Here is a 17,140-nt window from a genome sequence, read left to right as displayed (position 1 = left end):
CGCTTTTGGTTATAGGTAAATTTGTGCCTAAAATAACCATCAAATGCGAAATATTATTCTTTCCGCTTTAGGAGTATTACTTATTGTGGGCGCTATTTTTATAGGAAAAGAGATTGCCAATAGTAAGAAGAAACAACGACAAGCACCAGCAAAAGTTGTAAAGACAGTATTTACAGATACTGTTGATAATGCTGTTGTCCAGATAGTAATTCCTGCTACCGGAAATCTTGTTGCTAAGAGACGAGTTGAAATATTTAGTGAAGTTCAAGGTATATTTAGGTCAACAGGGAAATTGTTTCGTCCAGGTCAAGAATACCAAAACGGTCAAACCATAATTCGTGTAGATGCCACAGAGCATTATGCAAGTGTACAATCTGCTAAAAGTGTATTGTACAATTCAATTGCAGCAATAATGCCTGACTTAAGATTAGATTTTCCTGAGGTCTATTCAAAGTGGCAAAACTACCTTAATGGTTTTAAGTTAGATAACACTACGCCCAAATTACCCGAAATGACTTCAGAAAAAGAAAATTATTTCATCACAGGAAGAGGAATAATAACAAACTATTATAATGTTAAAAATTTAGAGCAACGATTAACAAAGTTTAATATCCGTGCACCATTCAAAGGCATTTTAATAGAAGCTTTAGTTACAGAAGGCTCATTGATACGTAATGGCCAAAAATTAGGAGAATTTATTGATCCATCGATTTATGAGATGGAAGTTGCATTAGGTAAATCTTACGCTAATTTGTTAAAAGTAGGCGAAACAGTAAGCTTAAATAACTTAGATAAAACACAAACTTATACGGGTAAAGTATCAAGAGTAAACGGAAGCATTGACGCCACTACCCAAACCATTAATGCATATCTAGAAGTGTCTGGAGCTAATCTAAAAGAGGGTATGTACTTAGAGGCAAATCTTAATGCTAAATCAGAAGATAATGCAATTGAGATTAATCGTAGTTTGGTGTTAGAAGGTGATAGAGTTTTTGTAGTTAGAGATAGTATTTTGGATATTGTTGATGTAAATCCTGTTTATTTTTCTGATACGAAAGCCGTTCTCAAAGGCCTGCCAAATGGAACTGTAATATTATCAAAATCGGTTCCAGGGGCTTATGCTGGTATGGCTGTAAAGCCATTTGAAAGTAATCCTAAAAGCACTTCCTTAGACAATTAACAATGAAACAGCTAATAACTTACTTTATTAGACATAGCGTTGCTGTTAATGTCGTGATTTTTGCTTTTTTGATATTTGGACTATTTGGAGCATCAAAATTAAAATCGTCTTTCTTTCCATTAGTTGATTCTAAAAATATAAGCATTAATGTGACCTATCCAGGTGCTTCTCCTCAAGAGGTAGAAGAAGGTATAGTGCTTAAAATTGAAGATAATCTTAAAGGGTTAAACGGTGTTGAGCGCGTAACTTCAACTTCGAGAGAAAATAGCGGAAATATAAACGTTGAAATTGAAAAAGGAAAAGACATTGATTTTATGCTTTTAGAGGTTAAAAATGCAGTAGATCGAGTACCATCTTTTCCTGTAGGTATGGAGCCTTTGGTAGTTGCAAAGCAAGAGGCATCGAGACCAACAATTACGTTTGCCATAAGTGGTAATAATATCCCTTTAGCTACTTTAAAACAAATTGGTCGTCAAGTTGAAAATGATTTAAGAGGAATTGATGGCATTTCTCAAATTCAAATTTCGGGTTATCCACAAGAAGAAATAGAAATAGCGATTGATGAGAATAGTTTATTAGCATATAATCTTACGTTTAATGAAGTCTCTCAAGCCATTAATCAGGCGAGCCTAATCAGTACTGGTGGTACTATTAAAACTGATGCTGAAGAATATTTAATACGCGCAAAAAATCGCTCATACTTTGCCGATGATTTATCAAACCTTATTGTAAAGTCAGACCCATCAGGTCGTAAAATTCAACTTAAAGATATTGCTATTGTTAGGGATCAATTCTCCGAAACGCCAAATGCTAGTTTTTACAATAATAATTTATCCATATCCGTAACTATAACGAGTACAAATTCTGAAGATTTAATTTCATCTGCAGAAAAGACTAAAGCTTATATTGAAGAATTCAATCAAAAATACGATAATGTACAGCTTAATGTTGTACGAGATTTATCTACAACACTTGTACAACGTACAGAATTGTTAACTGAAAATGCTATTGCCGGAATTATTCTGGTTTTAATTTTCTTATCCTTGTTTTTAAATACCCGTTTGGCGTTTTGGGTAGCTTTTGGTTTGCCTATTGCTTTTTTAGGTATGTTTATGTTTGCAGGCTATTTTAACGTAACAATCAACGTACTATCGCTCTTTGGGATGATTATCGTTATAGGTATTTTAGTAGACGACGGAATAGTAATAGCAGAAAATATTTACCAACATTACGAAAAAGGTAAGTCTCCAGAACAAGCTGCTGTTGATGGTGTAATGGAAGTACTTCCAGCTATTATTTCGGCTATTACAACAACAGTACTAGCTTTTGGGATATTTTTATTTTTAGATGGCCGTATTGGTGAGTTTTTTGGTGAAGTTTCAGTAGTCGTAATTCTCACTTTAGTAGTGTCATTAGTAGAGGCATTAATAATACTTCCTGCGCATTTAGCACATTCTAAGGCGTTACGAGCGCAAAATAAAAAGGAAAAAAAAGGATTGGCAGGATTCTTTCAAAAAGCATTTTCAAAATTACGATATATCAATACGTTTGGTGGTAAGGTAATGAACTGGCTACGAGATAATGTTTATAGTCCGAGCCTTAGATTTGCCTTAAAATATAAATTCCTAACCTTCTCGTTTTTTATAGTTTTTATGATACTTACGTTTTCTAGTATTGGTGGTGGTATTATAAGAGTTTCATTTTTTCCTCAAATTGCTAGTGATAGAGTAGCAGTGGATTTGAATATGCCAAATGGTACAAACCAATATGTAACTGATAGTATTATATCATTTATTGAAGAGAAGGCCATTGAGGTGACTAAAGAGATTGATGCAGAATATCTCGGTGCTGATTATGAGCAGGATTTAGTTGAGAATATGATTAAGACCATTGGTCCAGGATCGGCAACAGCTCAACTAGTCATTAATTTATTACCAGGCGAAGAACGGCCAAATGAAATCACTACCCAATTAGTTACAAATAGATTACGTGAACGCGTTGGGCCAGTTCTTGGTGTTGAGAGCTTAGTTTATGGTGGTGGCGGTAATTTTGGTGGTAATCCAGTATCAGTATCCTTACTAGGAAATAACATTTCTGATTTAAAAGCGGTTAAAAAAGAACTTAAGCAATACCTTGAAATTAATGTATTGCTTAAAGATGTAAAAGACAATGACCCAGCCGGAATAAAGGAAATCAGATTAGCACTTAAGGAAAGTGCCTATGCCTTAGGTTTAGATTTAAGAACTGTTATGAACCAAGTTAGAGCGGCATTTTTTGGGGCGCAAGCACAACGTTTTCAACGTGGTCAGGACGAAATAAGAGTCTGGGTTAGATACAATAGAGAAAACAGGTCATCAATTAATAATCTCGATGACATGCGAATTGTTACCCAAAATGGTAGTCGTATTCCTTTACGTGAAATCGCAAATTATTCAATAGAGCGTGGCGATGTAGCTATTAATCATTTAGAAGGACGACGAGAAATTCAGGTGACTGCAGATGTAAAAGACCCAAAAAAGACGAGTACTACAGATATCATGGCAGAGATACGAGACGAAGTTATGCCAGATATATTATCAAAATATCCAACTGTTTCACCGTCTTACGAAGGACAAAATAGAGAACGACTAAAACTTACCAATTCTTTAGGACCAGTTGGTTTAATAATTTTAGTCTTGATTTATGTAGTCATTGCCTTTACATTTAGAAGTTATAGTCAACCTCTAATTTTATTATTAATTATACCATTGAGCTTACCAGCAGTAGCTTGGGGTCATTGGATACATGATTTCCCACTAAATATTTTATCACTTCTAGGTATTATTGCATTAATAGGTATAATGGTTAATGATGGCCTTGTATTGATTACAAAGTTTAATTCAAATTTAAAAGAAGGACTATCCTTTGATGATGCTTTGTATGAGGCTGGTCGTTCGAGATTTAGAGCCATATTCTTAACGTCGATAACAACTGTTGCAGGATTAACACCGCTTATTTTTGAAGAAAGCCGTCAGGCACAATTTCTCATTCCTATGGCAGTATCTATTGCCTATGGAATTGGTTTTGCTACGGTATTGACATTAATCGTGCTTCCAATATTTTTATCCTTCAGCAATTTTATTAAGCAAAATGCGAAGTGGTTATATACAAATAAAAAGGTGACAAAAGAGGAAGTAGAAAGAGCAATTAAAGAACAAAAAGAGCTGGAGCATTTTGGCTCAGAATCACTTAAAATAGAATAATCTTCATTTAATGATTAGTTACAATTAAGTTGTTCAGAACAATAAGAAAATGAAACATTTTAAAATAAAAGTAATAGTTCTATTCATAATTTTTGGCTTTGGATTTTCAAAGTCACAGAATGTTGTGAAATCCTCTGAAGCCATTCAGCTGGCATTAGAACATAACTATGGCATCTTAATAGCTAATAATAATGTTGAATCTGCAGCTAATAATAAGAATATTTTAAATTCAGGTTATTTACCAACAATAACTGGTATAGCAGGCGGTAATATTGACCGTCAGGATGCAGAAGGACAATTGGCAAATGGCGATACAAGAGTTGCTGAAGGTGCTGAAACTAGGCGTTATAATGCCTCAATAAATCTTAACTATACACTCTTTGATGGACTGGGAAGATATTACAATTATAAACGTTTAAAAGAAGAATATAATTTATCTGAGCTTCAGGCAAGAGAGACCATTGAGAATACCATTGTACAATTACTTACGGTTTATTACAATGTGGCAAGACAGAGCGAGAACTTAAGGTCTTTTGAAGAAACCATAAACATTTCGAGAGATAGACTAACTCGCAGTCAGTATCAATTTGATTATGGACAGAATACCAAATTAGATGTTTTAAATGCTGAAGTCGATATTAATAACGATAGTATAAGTGTTATTAATTCTAGACAAAACCTAATTAATCTAAAACGTGATTTAAATTTGGTAACTGGAAATAAAATCACCAATACTTTTGAAATTGATACAACGGTCAACTTTTTAATTCAATTAGATAAAGAAAATTTGCTACAAAAACTCTACGCAAATAATGTTACGCTAATTCAGAATGAAAAGAATATCGCTATAAATGAGTTTACGCTCAAAGCTAATAAATCAGGTTATCTGCCTACAGTTGGTCTTACAGGTACTTACGGATGGAACGAGTCTAACAACAACAGTCCTCTAGCTTTTGTACTTCAAAATACGAGTACTAATGTAGCTGCAGGTGTTAATCTCACATGGAATTTATTTGATGGTGGCGGTACAATAACAAGGGTTAAAAATGCCAGAATAAATCTCGAAAATCAAAAACTTCAAAAAGAGCAGCTAAAAATTGAGATAGAACGTAATTTCAATAATGCTTGGGACGATTATAAAAACAAGCTTAGGATTTATGAAGTACAAGAGGATAATATAAAGACTGCAAAGAACAATTTTGACCGTACTGAAGAAAAATTTAAGCTAGGTCAAGTCACTTCTATAGAATTTAGACAGGCACAACTTAATCTTCTTAACGCGATTTTAAATAGGAATCAAGCTAAATACGATGCTAAACTAGCTGAGGTCATTGTATTACAAATTAGTGGCGAATTACTTAATACAGAACTCTAATTAAAGAACTTGGAGGAGCAGTTTTTTCAATGTCCATATTGTTGGGAAGAAATTTCCATGTTAATAGATGTTTCTATTACACAACAATCCTATATCGAAGACTGCGAAGTTTGCTGTAATCCTATACAAATAAGCGTCGTTACTAATGGTCTAGATGTAGAATTCCTAGAAGCTACAAGTATTGAACAATAGTATTTTGGGTTGAAAACTTAATTTTGATTATGCATTTCGTCGAAAAAACGGATTATTTTGTCGGATTTTGATAATTTTCTCCTATGTTTGATATGTTAAAACGGTTCCCTCGCCCAAATCGACCTAAAAATGAAAACGTTTTATCTATTCTTATCATGTGTGTTTTTAACTGCAATTTCGTTTGCAGAAGTTTCACAAACACAAAAAGATGCTCTCATAGATTTATATACTTCAACTAACGGCGAAAGCTGGAATACCTCTTGGGATTTAGAAGCTCCTGTATCAACTTGGTATGGACTTAAAATTGAAAACGATAATGTAGTAGCAATTAAGTTGAGCTTTAATAATTTATCAGGAAGCATTCCAAATACAATAAACCAGTTGACTGCTTTAAAGGTATTAGATTTATCATTTAATGCTATTGAAGGAGAATTACCTTCAGAATTTTCAGAGTTAACTCAATTACAATCTCTTAAATTATTTTCTAATAGGTTAAGTGGTGAAATACCAAGCGAGTTTGGTAAGCTTTCGAATTTGAAATTATTTGAAATATATAATAATAATATTACGGGAGAAATTCCGTCGACAATTGGTAATCTGCAAAAATTAGAAAATCTAAACTTAAGTAGTAATCAATTAATGGGTACATTACCAGAAAGTGTGTTAAAACTTAGTAACTTAAAAATACTTAGTGTATTCGATAATAAGTTATTTGGAAACATTCCTAGTAGAATAGGAAACTTGGCTAAACTTGAAGAATTAATATTATCTAACAATAGCTTTTATGGCGAGTTACCATCTAGCATTGCAAGATTAAACAACCTTAATACGCTGTTGTTAGGAAACAATAATTTCACAGGTAATTTTGCTAAACTTCAAGAGCAAATGCCAAACATTACAAATTTAGACATTGACGCTTCTAATAGAAAGGGTGAATTAGTAACTCTTGACGAAGAAGTAGATAACGATAATTGATTTAAGAAATTCATGTTTTTAAGTTAAAATAACCTTTGTATATCTGCAGAGGTTATTTTTTTTGCTTTAAGACTTGTTAAAATTAAAAAGGGTTGTATATTTGCCATCCAATATCGCGGGATAGAGCAGTAGGTAGCTCGTCGGGCTCATAACCCGAAGGTCACAGGTTCGAGTCCTGTTCCCGCTACGAAGAAAACCAATCGCATAAACGATTGGTTTTTTTATGCGCTAAAGCTAGATATTTATATCTATGCTTTAGAGTTTAAATTAAGTAATGACAAAGTCATTGGTTTTCTTTGTACAAGTTTCACTTATTCTGGTCCATTTCATTGCGAAGCAATCAAAATGAATCCTGTTCCCGCTACAACAAGCCAATAGGTTAAATGTGCCTCACATAAGGGTAAATCCTTATGTATTTTAGCATGAGGTGTCTCGATCTACCCTATGTCGTTTATGTCCTATCAGCACTGTTTTAAATTATTCGAAAAATTCCTGGCCTAATCATCTGTTTAGCGATTTAGGCATAATTCATAGACAGACTAGCTGAAAATTTACCAATTAATCCTAATATGAACCGATTATTACCTCACATTTAGAATTAGCTATCGGCTGAAATACTTTTACATCAAATTTTGATACTGGAAATTTAAAACCAGTTTAAGTATCTATTTACTTCAATAAGCAAGAAAATTGATAATACATATAGAGTAACATTTGGTGTTTTAGAACGTTTGAAATCTACTATAAATCATACAACAAGTTATTTTGACAATAATAGTTTAGAAACGGAAAGTATTTTGGCATTTTCCACTGAGCTGTTCGATAGGTTTTATCATACATCATGGTTATTATTTTTTATTATTATAGCTGTAATGGTTACTGGCATACTTTGGTTATTGTCCCATAAGAAAAAGAAAGAGAGCCAGAATAGATTACTTTTTATAGAACTGCAATCTAAATCATTATTAGCTCAAATGCATCCTCATTTTGCATTCAATACATTAAACACTATCAAACATAAAATGTCCTTAAATGACAAAAAAGGTGCTGAAGAATGCTTAGTTGATTTTTCTAAATTAATGCGTTCTACATTAGACCTAAGTCGAAACTCCTGGATAGCTATTACAGAAGAGATTAATTATTTAAAAACGTACACATCATTAAAAAATCTTGATAATCGTCGGGTAAAATTAGAGGTTATAAATAGTATTAGTTATAATCTTGATACTATAGAAATACCGCCATTGCTTTTACAACCTGTAGTAGAAAATAGTATTGAACATGGTTTTTCGAATCAAATGAAAGAACTCATTATAACTTTAGATTTGAGACAGATAAACTTTGATAATAATACATTGAAAGTAGTGATTATAGATAACGGTATAGGTATAAGGTCCAGCAATAAATTAAATACAAATTGTAGACGCAGATCGTATGGTTCTAAAATTTTAAAAGAGCGATTGTTACTTATGAATTCATTGCACACTAGTGCCAATTTATACTACACGGAATACCCAGAAGATAATCAAAATGGTGGCGCCAAAGTAGAGATGATAATATTGTGCCGAAAGGTGCTTTCATAGTAGATATTTATGCATCGCTATTAATTGCATTAAACAATTTAATCAAGTCAAATCGGCGTCTCCTCGCAACTGGAATATGATCTCCATTTTCAAGTACTATAGTACCATCACTGAAGTATTTTCGGACTTTAAGTAAATTTATAATATGAGCTTTGTGTACCCTATAAAATTCTTGATGTCCTTTTAATAGAGATGCATAATGGCCAATACCATAGGAGCTAAGATGCAGTGAGCCATCCGTCATATATATTTTTGCATAATTGTTAACACTCTCAATTCGCAATATCTCATGTATTTTAGAAATAAACGTACAACCTTGAGTACGTATTATAATTAAATCGGCCAATAGTTTTTCGGTAGTCATATTGGAAGACAAACTTTGCTTTTTATTACTTATAAAGTTTATAGCTTTTGTAACGGTAACAACAAATTCTGATTCCGAGTAAGGTTTTAGTAAAAAGCCTAATGCATGGTTTTTAAAAGCATCCAAAGCAAATTTCTGATGCGATGTAGAGAAAATTACTTCAGCATTATTTGGTGTTAACTTCTCTAAAAATTCAAGACCACTTAAACCTGCCATTTCAATATCAAGAATTATCAGATTAATTGTCGTAGTAGAACATAAGTCAATTGCCTTAACAGGGTCTTCAAATAAAAATACTTGTTCAATAAAAGAACCAAAGTTTTTTATCAGCATAGAATTAACTAGACTTAAATCATTAGGGTTATCATCTATGGCCACTATGTTCATAATTCGTCGAAGTTAGTTAGTGTTTAAAATGTAAACGCTAATATCAAAGATAATCTCATTTTCCATTAAAAATATACATATCAATTTAAAGGTTATTTAAATAATCTAAACGGTATTACTGATAAGTATAACGGTTTGTGCGAAACTGTAGATTTATCTAAAGCGCAGCGGTATTTATTGAATTTGACCTAATTTTAACTTCTGAAACAACCTTGGCACTAACTAATATTACTGCTAGTTTTAGTTGATTTGAGAAACCCAGATGCTAATGCTTCCACATTTTTCTGATTTTGTTCTTTTCTCGTTGCATTTTAGTACCAACAAGTGTGTCCCAAAGTACAAGACCAGATATTTTTTCAACTTTAGACGTCTCTACTAAAAAACTTTCAAGTGGCTCACTGGTGATTTTATTGGGTATAATAAAAGACCACATGTTTATTGTACCCGTATTGTTTTCGACCAAAATGGACTTAAAAAAAGCATGAGGTATTGGCAATGAGACATCAATTTTATCGTTGTTATCACCTATCATAACCACCTCTTCATCAAAAAAGAAAATAGGTCCAGAAATAACATATGTTTCAAATACCTTTTTTAAGGCATCTAAGTCTCTTACTGCAGTTTCTAATCGTTTCCAAATACCGCGATTAAACATGGGCTTTTGAGGTGCCATATTAGATAATAAGAAGGTTTCACTATTCTGAATATTTGCTTCAATTTGGTTAGCACTAGACACTAAATGACCTCTATCATATCCTGAGTTTTCATAAACGTCTAAGTCCGCTCTAAAGCGTTCAGGAATACGATAATCCGGTCTAAAATTGTCTAAGCGGCTGACATCAGTTTTGTCAGGATCTACAATTTCAAGTGCCCATTTTGCTTGCCTGAAATAATAGGAGTAGCCAATGGCATAATGCCTATTGTATAATATTTGATCTGCAGTTGGAATACCATATCTGGTCTCTCTTTTTAGGTTGGATAAGTGACGCATTTTTCTGTTGAGGTTAAAGTGAAAAGTGTTAAGTCTTAATAATCAGTAAGATACGTCAATTAATTTAAAAAAATAAGTTTATGTTTAATAATTTTAATTGACTAATTTTCGCCTGTTTTTAATGTATATCATTTTTTATTTTTTAAATGAAAAATTTAGCATTTGTTTTACTCTTTATTTCAAGTTTCCTTTCAGCGCAGATTAATGAAAGTGATTCGCTTAAACTTAAGGCAAATTTATCCTTAACCGGTTTTTGGCAAGGTGGTAATGTAAATACTTTAATATTTAGAGCTAAATCTGAGCTTAGTTATAAGCCTTGGAAAAAATGGGTATATAAAACCAGGAACTCATATGTCTATCAAGAGTTTGGTAAAGAAAAGGCAGATGAAGATATTCTGAGTTTAAACTTCCTGTATTTTAATCCAGAACGCAAAATTTACCCTTTAGTGCTAGGGTTTTTTAGTACAAACTTTAGACGTGAAATTGATTATAGATATATAGTAGGTGCTGGTGTTACGTTTCAGTTATATCAAAAAAATAAAGATTGGTTAAAGGTTTCAGTTTCTAGTGAATATGAAGAAACGGAGTTTGATAATACTTCATTTAATCTCACCCAATATAATGGAGAAGATACCATAGATACCTTTCGTGGAACAGTTTGGATTAATGGTAAATACCATTTGTTTAAGGGCAAGGTTATTGTTAATCACGAAAGTTATATTCAGCCATCATTAGAAGATGGCGATAACTATCGATGGCAAGCCGATTTGGGTGTAGAGTTTCCGATATGGAAGTTTTTGAACTTTAAAATTAATTACCTACATACCTTTGAGAGTATTGTTGTAGAGGGCCAACAACGCGAAGACCAATTTTTAACTTTTGGCTTTACGATTAAGAGTTATTAATACGTGTATGTATTTTTTCTTGTCGCACTTATTTTTGTACAGCTTTTAAATCCTTTAGTAAATTCAGAAAGGTTAATCTCAATTCTTTTAACCAAAAAAATTGTGTGGCAATATTATTACTTTCAAATAGTCATCCTAATCACGCCATCACATTTTTAAATAAGGCAATAAAATGTAATTACGTATAGGATTTTTCTTAATTTCTAAATTATGAATTTTAGTCGTTAGATGTCTTGTTTCTTTCATTATAAGTTTTATCTACTTCTTTGTGTTGTAAATTGATATGAGTTAAGCGATTAAATTGTAAGTTCAACTTTTTAAATACAACATTTAGACATGCCCTAAAATGTTCTAATCTGTTATATCTCTTTCAAATTGTGGCATTGAAAATTGATGGTTTACAATTACGATGTAATCTATTTCTTTCTCAGCGTACTCACAACAGTAGAAAATTAGGGGTGATTTTATACCCATTAATGGGTATTTTGATCTTAAAAACAACATAATTTGACATTTTCTTTCTAAAACAAGTTATATTTAAACATAAACATGTTAGAAAATTTCTGACAAAACTTAACAACTATGAAGCTATTAATCAACTCCCTTTTCTTGATTTTAGGGGCATCTTTTTTATTTGCTCAGAATTTGCCTTGGATGCAAGAAGCTTATCAAATATCTAATGAGCCATCGTATCAGGATTTCGTTGATGCGGGACATAATTATTTCTCCAACATAGATATAAATGAAAAAGGAAGTGGCTACAAACAATTTTTAAGATGGCAGTCTTTTGCGAGAAATTATGTTAAACCTGATGGACAACTATTAACCAATGCTGAAATTAATAATCTATCTGAATCATTTTTTCTTCAACGGCAAGCAAATAATACCGATTTAGCACAATGGGAAACTTTAGGTCCATTTAGTTATGAAGATACTCAGAATAGGATGAGCGGACAAGGTCGAGTTAATACTATTGTAATTAGTCCTCATGATGCAAATGAATACTGGATTGGTACTCCAGGTGGTGGTGCTTGGAAAAGCACAGATGCGGGTGCTACATGGAATCCAATGACCGATAATATGCCTAATCTAGGAGTATCGGCAATAGCAATAGATCCAGTAAACCCAATGATTGTTTATGTCGGGACTGGAGATGATGATGGATCTACATTCTCTGGTCAGGATGGTATTTACAAATCTGAAAATGGAGGCTCTACATGGACAAAATTGACCACTGGTTCTAATGATAATGGATTTATATGTGATATATATATTAATCCTAATGACAACACACAGATATATGCTGCTGGTAACTCAGGTTTTCTTAAATCGGTAAACGGTGGCTTAACTTGGTCAAATACCCAAAGTGGGTTTGGGCAAAATTTAAAGGTTAAACCAGGAGACTGGTCTACAGTTTATTTTAATACCAGAGATACATTTTATGTAAGTACGAATTCTGGTGATACATGGACCGAAACAACGTCAGGGCTTCCAACTACCTTTATACAAAGAATAATGATTGATGTCTCTCCAGATGCTCCGAATAATGTTTACGCAATTATTGCTGATTCTGGGTCTCTATTTCATGGAATTTATATATCAACTGATTCTGGTCAAAGTTTTTCACGACAAGATAATACCATGAATAATTTATTAGAAAGCAGCCAAGCTTTTTTTGATCTGGATATTGCTGTTGATCCAAGTGACTCTAATATCATATACACTGGTTGTCTAAATTTATGGAAATCGTTAGACCAAGGCATAGATTTCTCCAGGGTCAATGAGTGGGATAAGGATTACCAACCTACTTACACACATGCTGATATACATCAAATTCGATTTTATAATGGTGTAATTTTTGTTGCTAGTGATGGTGGAATTTATAGAAGTAATGACAATGGTTTAAGTTTTGAAGATATTACGCCAGGTATTGTTAATAGTGAGGTTTACGAAATTAATGCATCACCTGTCGATACAGATCATATTGTAGCTGGTCTTCAAGATAATGGCGGTTATGCCTATGATGGTAAGGTATGGCGCAATTGGCATTGGTCTGATGGTACATCAAACGCAATTGATCCCGTAAACCCTAACCGTATGCATGGATTATTTCAAACGGGAGCTGCTTATTTTAGAACTGAAGATTCAGGGCAAACTACACGTGATTTATTTGGTAATGGTTCAGGTGTTTTTGAAACGCCTATAGCTGTTAATTCCATAGGAGAAGTGTTTGTTGCAAATATATTTCTTGCAAAAAGAGTTAATGAGTCCTGGTCTAACTTGTTTCTATTTCCGAGCTTAGTTTATGCAATGGAAATTGCGCCTTCAAATGATGATATTATTTACGCTAATACTGGAGTAGAACTATTTAGAAGTGACGATGGCGGTGCTAATTTTACGTCTGTTAATAATTCTATCACAGGATTTGTTGAAGGTATTTCAATACATCATACTAATCCAGATATAGTATATGTCATTACTAGTAATCTAAATTCTGGTGGTATTTACCGAAGTATAGATGGAGGTCAGAATTTTACGAATATCAATTCTAACCTAGCGGGTAATTTACCTTTGAGAGTCTTGGAGTTACAACCAAATCATCCAGATAATCCTTTATATCTCGGTACCGATTTTGGAGTTTATAGATATGACGATATTGGCGGTACTTGGGAGGTATTTCAGTCCGGTATGCCGGGAGCTATAGTAAGGGACTTAAGTATCGATATTAGAGGCGAAGAATTAATTGCTGGAACCTACGGAAGAGGCGTATGGAAAACGGATTTACCGCAATACGTATTTAGTGATGATATTATTTTGGAGTCTATCTCAAAACCTAGTAGTGAAGTAGGTGTTCTTCCATATACTCCAGAAATTACCCTTAGAAATCGAGGTCAAAATACTGTTTCAAATCCTATTGTTAATTACACACTTAATGGATCTCCCAATACTAGCAATATATCAGCGACGCTTACTACTGGTCAATCTATTGATGTTTCCACAAATACAATTAATATCCGTGGATTTTATACCTTAGATTCTGATGTTGCAGTAACGTCTGATGACCAATTGTCTAATAATTCAAAAGAAATAAGATTTATTTTAAATGATTTTGGTCAAATAGGAGAGATTAATTCTTTTGAAAACACCTCTGATGCTTTAATTTCTATTAATAGTAGTGAAGTAGGTTCTATGTGGGAAAGAGGTATGCCAAGCGGTACATTACTCAATTCTGCTGCAACAGGGACTATGGTATATGGAACCAATTTGGATGGGTTTCACGACAGTTATACAAGGTCTTACTTATATACTCAATTCTATGATTTAACTAATGTTGTAAATCCTGAATTATCGTTTGATATGGCTTATGATATTGCTGCAGGTCATGCCTTGTATATACAATATAGCCTGGATAATGGTAATTCATGGGAGTTGTTAGGTTCGGCAAGTGATAGTAATTGGTATAATTCATCCGAGGAACAATGGCAGAGCCTCTCATCAGCGTGGCAAGGTGGTCAATGGTCTGGTGATACAAATGCCACAATAACGAACTATACATATGATTTATCAGCTTGGAATGGACAATCGTCATTTTTAATGCGTTTTGTTTTTGATACAAGATTTAACAGTAATCCATCAACTGCTAAAGAAGGAGTGATTATTGACAACCTAATGGTTAATGGCACTACACTATCAATAGATTCTCCTTTGAATGCTATCGATTTGAAAATATACCCAAATCCTACCTCAAAAAAATTAAATTTTATAAGTAATTCTTTTGATGATTACTCAGTAATTATTTATGACTTTTATGGTAAAGAAATCGATAGACTAAGAGTTGATAACAATAGTTATCAATTAGACACAAGCAGTCTTGTTTCTGGAATTTATATTCTAAAAATATTAATCGATGATTCCGTAATTCATAAAAAAATTATAAAGAATTAGAAATTAGTATTAAGTTGCATTCAGAATGAATGACAACTTTAAAAACGAATTTTTTGGTATAGGTATACAAAATGGTAAGACACCAGAAAACTTAGGTGTGCTCTGGCGTTCTGCTCAAAATCTTGGAGCAAGTTTTATTTTTACTATCGGTAATCGCTATGCCAAGCAGGCAAGTGACACTCATAATGCCGTAAAATCTATGCCCTACTTTCATTACGACACATTCGAAGATTTTTTTAAGAATATACCAAAAGGCGCCCGAATAGTTGGTGTTGAACTTACAGCTGAAGCCGAAGATTTAGAAACCTTTCATCACCCTAGACGTTGCGTATATTTGTTAGGAGCTGAGGATCATGGTTTGTCTAAGCAAGCCATTGAAAAAAGTCACTTTTTAGTAAAATTTAAGTCGCAATTAAGTCTTAATGTTTCTGTTGCAGGTAGTATAGTTATGTATGATAGAGGAATTAATAAATCAAGATCGTAACTTTGCACCAAAATTTTTTGAATGCATAAAGCAGGTTTTGTAAATATAATTGGTAATCCAAATGTTGGTAAATCTACATTGATGAATGCTTTTGTTGGCGAAAAACTATCCATCATCACATCAAAAGCACAAACTACACGCCATAGGATCCTCGGTATTGTTAATGGTGATGATTTCCAGGTGATACTCAGTGACACACCCGGAATTATTAAACCAGCTTATGAATTGCAAGAATCTATGATGGATTTTGTGAAGTCTGCTTTTGAGGATGCAGACGTCCTCGTATATATGGTTGAAATAGGCGAGAAGGCGTTAAAAGATGAAACGTTCTTTAAAAAAATCACTAGTTCAAAAATTCCAGTTCTTTTATTATTAAACAAAATCGATAATTCTGACCAAGAACAACTTGAAGCACAGGCCGAATTATGGCAGAGCAAAGTTCCAAATGCCGAGTTTTATCCTATTTCTGCATTAAATGGATTTAATGTTCAGAACGTATTTGACAGAATTGTTGAGTTACTACCAGATTCGCCACCATTTTATCCTAAAGACCAATTAACAGATAAACCTGAACGCTTTTTTGTAAATGAAGCGGTAAGAGAAAAGATTCTAATGCATTACAAAAAGGAGATTCCGTATGCTGTTGAGGTAGATACTGAGGAGTTTTTTGAATCTGAAGATATTATTAGAATTCGCTCTGTAATTATGGTTGAAAGAGATACTCAAAAAGGTATTATCATTGGTCATAAAGGTTCTGCTTTAAAGCGTGTAGGTGTTGAAGCACGAAAGGATTTAGAAGCATTTTTTGGCAAACAAGTTCATTTAGAGCTTTATGTGAAGGTCAACAAGAATTGGAGAAGTAATCAACAACAACTAAAACGTTTTGGTTACAACCAGAAGTAGATATAATTTTCTTAAACAGAATGAATACCTTCAGCACGAATAGTATCTCTCATAAAACTATGTAGTTTGTACATATCGGGCTTTCCTTTAGCTTTTCCCATTCGACCTATAAAATAAAGCGTAAACCAAATAACTATCATAAATAGAGTTAAAAAAAGCTGTATAGCATAAGGACTGTCTAAGGATATGTTTGTGTAGGTCCAGATTCCGAAAGCAATAAATAATCCAGCGACTATAAAATGAAAAAACATAAACATAGTCCATATGGTTGGATTAGGACCAAATAAACCATAAATCGTTGCATGAGTTTCATCCTTCTGGTTAATCTCTAGATGTAATTGAGGAGACCAGTAGTGTTGTTCTTTTTTAGGGAAACGAATAAAAACGTGTTCGTCTAAACATGTTATTATAAAATCAGACTGCAGAGTCTTTTGTTTTTCAAAACATGACAATAGTTTTTTATTAGTAGTTTCAACGTCAAATTTGAATCGTGGTCTTAAAACAATTTCGTTAGGTAAAGACATAAGAAATAGTAACTGGTTCTAAATTAAACATTTTCTTAGAGATATAATGCTATCTTTGCACCCGCTTACGGGATACGTAACGCAGAGTAA

General features: G+C 33.1%; 13 protein-coding genes and 1 tRNA gene. 11 read left to right on the top strand and 3 right to left on the bottom strand.

Features of this window, described 5'->3' with window-relative positions; genetic code table 11:
- Nucleotides 1–43 precede the first annotated feature (43 nt).
- The 7 genes from ED556_RS10915 (at nt 44) to ED556_RS10885 (ending at nt 8,547) form a co-directional block, all read left to right on the top strand.
- A complete protein-coding gene (locus ED556_RS10915; RefSeq protein ID WP_296323493.1) occupies nt 44–1,180 on the top strand; it encodes an HlyD family efflux transporter periplasmic adaptor subunit in 1,137 nt (378 codons plus the stop codon).
- Between the two features lie 2 nt (nt 1,181–1,182).
- The gene (locus ED556_RS10910) at nt 1,183–4,422 is read left to right on the top strand and encodes an efflux RND transporter permease subunit (protein WP_296323490.1); all 3,240 of its coding nucleotides are present in this window, start codon (nt 1,183–1,185) and stop codon (nt 4,420–4,422) included.
- A gap of 49 nt (nt 4,423–4,471) precedes the next feature.
- Entirely contained in the window at nt 4,472–5,797 is a 1,326-nt protein-coding gene (locus tag ED556_RS10905) for a TolC family protein (protein ID WP_296323487.1), read from the top strand.
- A 9-nt stretch (nt 5,798–5,806) separates the two neighbouring features.
- Entirely contained in the window at nt 5,807–5,989 is a 183-nt protein-coding gene (locus ED556_RS10900) for a CPXCG motif-containing cysteine-rich protein (protein ID WP_296323484.1), read from the top strand.
- Between the two features lie 129 nt (nt 5,990–6,118).
- Nucleotides 6,119–6,964, top strand: a complete 846-nt coding sequence (locus ED556_RS10895; RefSeq protein WP_296323482.1) for a Two component regulator three Y domain protein — start codon at nt 6,119–6,121, stop codon at nt 6,962–6,964.
- Between the two features lie 114 nt (nt 6,965–7,078).
- Nucleotides 7,079–7,151: transfer RNA gene (locus ED556_RS10890), tRNA-Met, on the top strand.
- Between the two features lie 544 nt (nt 7,152–7,695).
- Nucleotides 7,696–8,547: a histidine kinase gene (locus ED556_RS10885; RefSeq protein ID WP_296323479.1), complete on the top strand. Its 852-nt coding sequence runs from the start codon at nt 7,696–7,698 to the stop codon at nt 8,545–8,547.
- Nucleotides 8,548–8,554: 7 nt separating this feature from the next.
- On the opposite strand, the gene ED556_RS10880 is transcribed toward ED556_RS10885, so the two are convergent.
- Both ED556_RS10880 and ED556_RS10875 read right to left on the bottom strand, forming a co-directional pair.
- Nucleotides 8,555–9,298, bottom strand: coding sequence for a LytTR family DNA-binding domain-containing protein (locus ED556_RS10880; RefSeq protein WP_296323476.1), 744 nt, complete (start codon nt 9,296–9,298; stop codon nt 8,555–8,557).
- A 265-nt stretch (nt 9,299–9,563) separates the two neighbouring features.
- Nucleotides 9,564–10,289, bottom strand: a complete 726-nt coding sequence (locus ED556_RS10875; RefSeq protein ID WP_296323473.1) for a DNA/RNA non-specific endonuclease — start codon at nt 10,287–10,289, stop codon at nt 9,564–9,566.
- A gap of 146 nt (nt 10,290–10,435) precedes the next feature.
- Between ED556_RS10875 and ED556_RS10870 the strand changes: the two genes are divergently transcribed.
- The 4 genes from ED556_RS10870 to era all read left to right on the top strand — a co-directional run bounded on the left by ED556_RS10870 (nt 10,436) and on the right by era (nt 16,526).
- Nucleotides 10,436–11,194 (top strand): DUF481 domain-containing protein, encoded by a 759-nt coding sequence (locus ED556_RS10870; RefSeq protein WP_296323472.1) that lies wholly within the window; start codon nt 10,436–10,438, stop codon nt 11,192–11,194.
- A gap of 582 nt (nt 11,195–11,776) precedes the next feature.
- The gene (locus tag ED556_RS10865; protein WP_296323469.1) at nt 11,777–15,139 is read left to right on the top strand and encodes a T9SS type A sorting domain-containing protein; all 3,363 of its coding nucleotides are present in this window, start codon (nt 11,777–11,779) and stop codon (nt 15,137–15,139) included.
- Nucleotides 15,140–15,164: 25 nt separating this feature from the next.
- Nucleotides 15,165–15,623 carry an RNA methyltransferase gene (locus ED556_RS10860; protein WP_296323466.1) on the top strand — a complete coding sequence of 153 codons (459 nt, stop codon included), beginning with the start codon at nt 15,165–15,167 and terminating at the stop codon, nt 15,621–15,623.
- Between the two features lie 21 nt (nt 15,624–15,644).
- Entirely contained in the window at nt 15,645–16,526 is an 882-nt protein-coding gene (era, locus tag ED556_RS10855; RefSeq protein ID WP_296323463.1) for a GTPase Era, read from the top strand.
- Between the two features lie 11 nt (nt 16,527–16,537).
- On the opposite strand, the gene ED556_RS10850 is transcribed toward era, so the two are convergent.
- Nucleotides 16,538–17,050 (bottom strand): GTP-binding protein, encoded by a 513-nt coding sequence (locus tag ED556_RS10850; RefSeq protein WP_296323460.1) that lies wholly within the window; start codon nt 17,048–17,050, stop codon nt 16,538–16,540.
- Nucleotides 17,051–17,140: the final 90 nt, after the last annotated feature.

The sequence above is a fragment of the Winogradskyella sp. genome (genome assembly GCF_003712105.1).
Classification (GTDB): Bacteria; Bacteroidota; Bacteroidia; order Flavobacteriales; family Flavobacteriaceae; genus Winogradskyella.
Note: the sequence above shows the minus strand (reverse complement) of the source record. Positions and strands in the feature narration are given on the sequence as shown.

Excerpts from the sequence above, each read along its gene's own strand:
- ED556_RS10875 (WP_296323473.1), bottom strand. The coding sequence starts at position 10,289 with ATGCGTCACTTATCCAACCTAAAAAGAGAGACCAGATATGGTATTCCA.
- ED556_RS10895 (WP_296323482.1), top strand. The coding sequence starts at position 6,119 with ATGAAAACGTTTTATCTATTCTTATCATGTGTGTTTTTAACTGCAATT.
- ED556_RS10870 (WP_296323472.1), top strand. The coding sequence starts at position 10,436 with ATGAAAAATTTAGCATTTGTTTTACTCTTTATTTCAAGTTTCCTTTCA.
- era (WP_296323463.1), top strand. The coding sequence starts at position 15,645 with ATGCATAAAGCAGGTTTTGTAAATATAATTGGTAATCCAAATGTTGGT.
- ED556_RS10880 (WP_296323476.1), bottom strand. The coding sequence starts at position 9,298 with ATGAACATAGTGGCCATAGATGATAACCCTAATGATTTAAGTCTAGTT.
- ED556_RS10915 (WP_296323493.1), top strand. The coding sequence starts at position 44 with ATGCGAAATATTATTCTTTCCGCTTTAGGAGTATTACTTATTGTGGGC.
- ED556_RS10850 (WP_296323460.1), bottom strand. The coding sequence starts at position 17,050 with ATGTCTTTACCTAACGAAATTGTTTTAAGACCACGATTCAAATTTGAC.
- ED556_RS10860 (WP_296323466.1), top strand. The coding sequence starts at position 15,165 with ATGAATGACAACTTTAAAAACGAATTTTTTGGTATAGGTATACAAAAT.
- ED556_RS10905 (WP_296323487.1), top strand. The coding sequence starts at position 4,472 with ATGAAACATTTTAAAATAAAAGTAATAGTTCTATTCATAATTTTTGGC.
- ED556_RS10865 (WP_296323469.1), top strand. The coding sequence starts at position 11,777 with ATGAAGCTATTAATCAACTCCCTTTTCTTGATTTTAGGGGCATCTTTT.
- ED556_RS10910 (WP_296323490.1), top strand. The coding sequence starts at position 1,183 with ATGAAACAGCTAATAACTTACTTTATTAGACATAGCGTTGCTGTTAAT.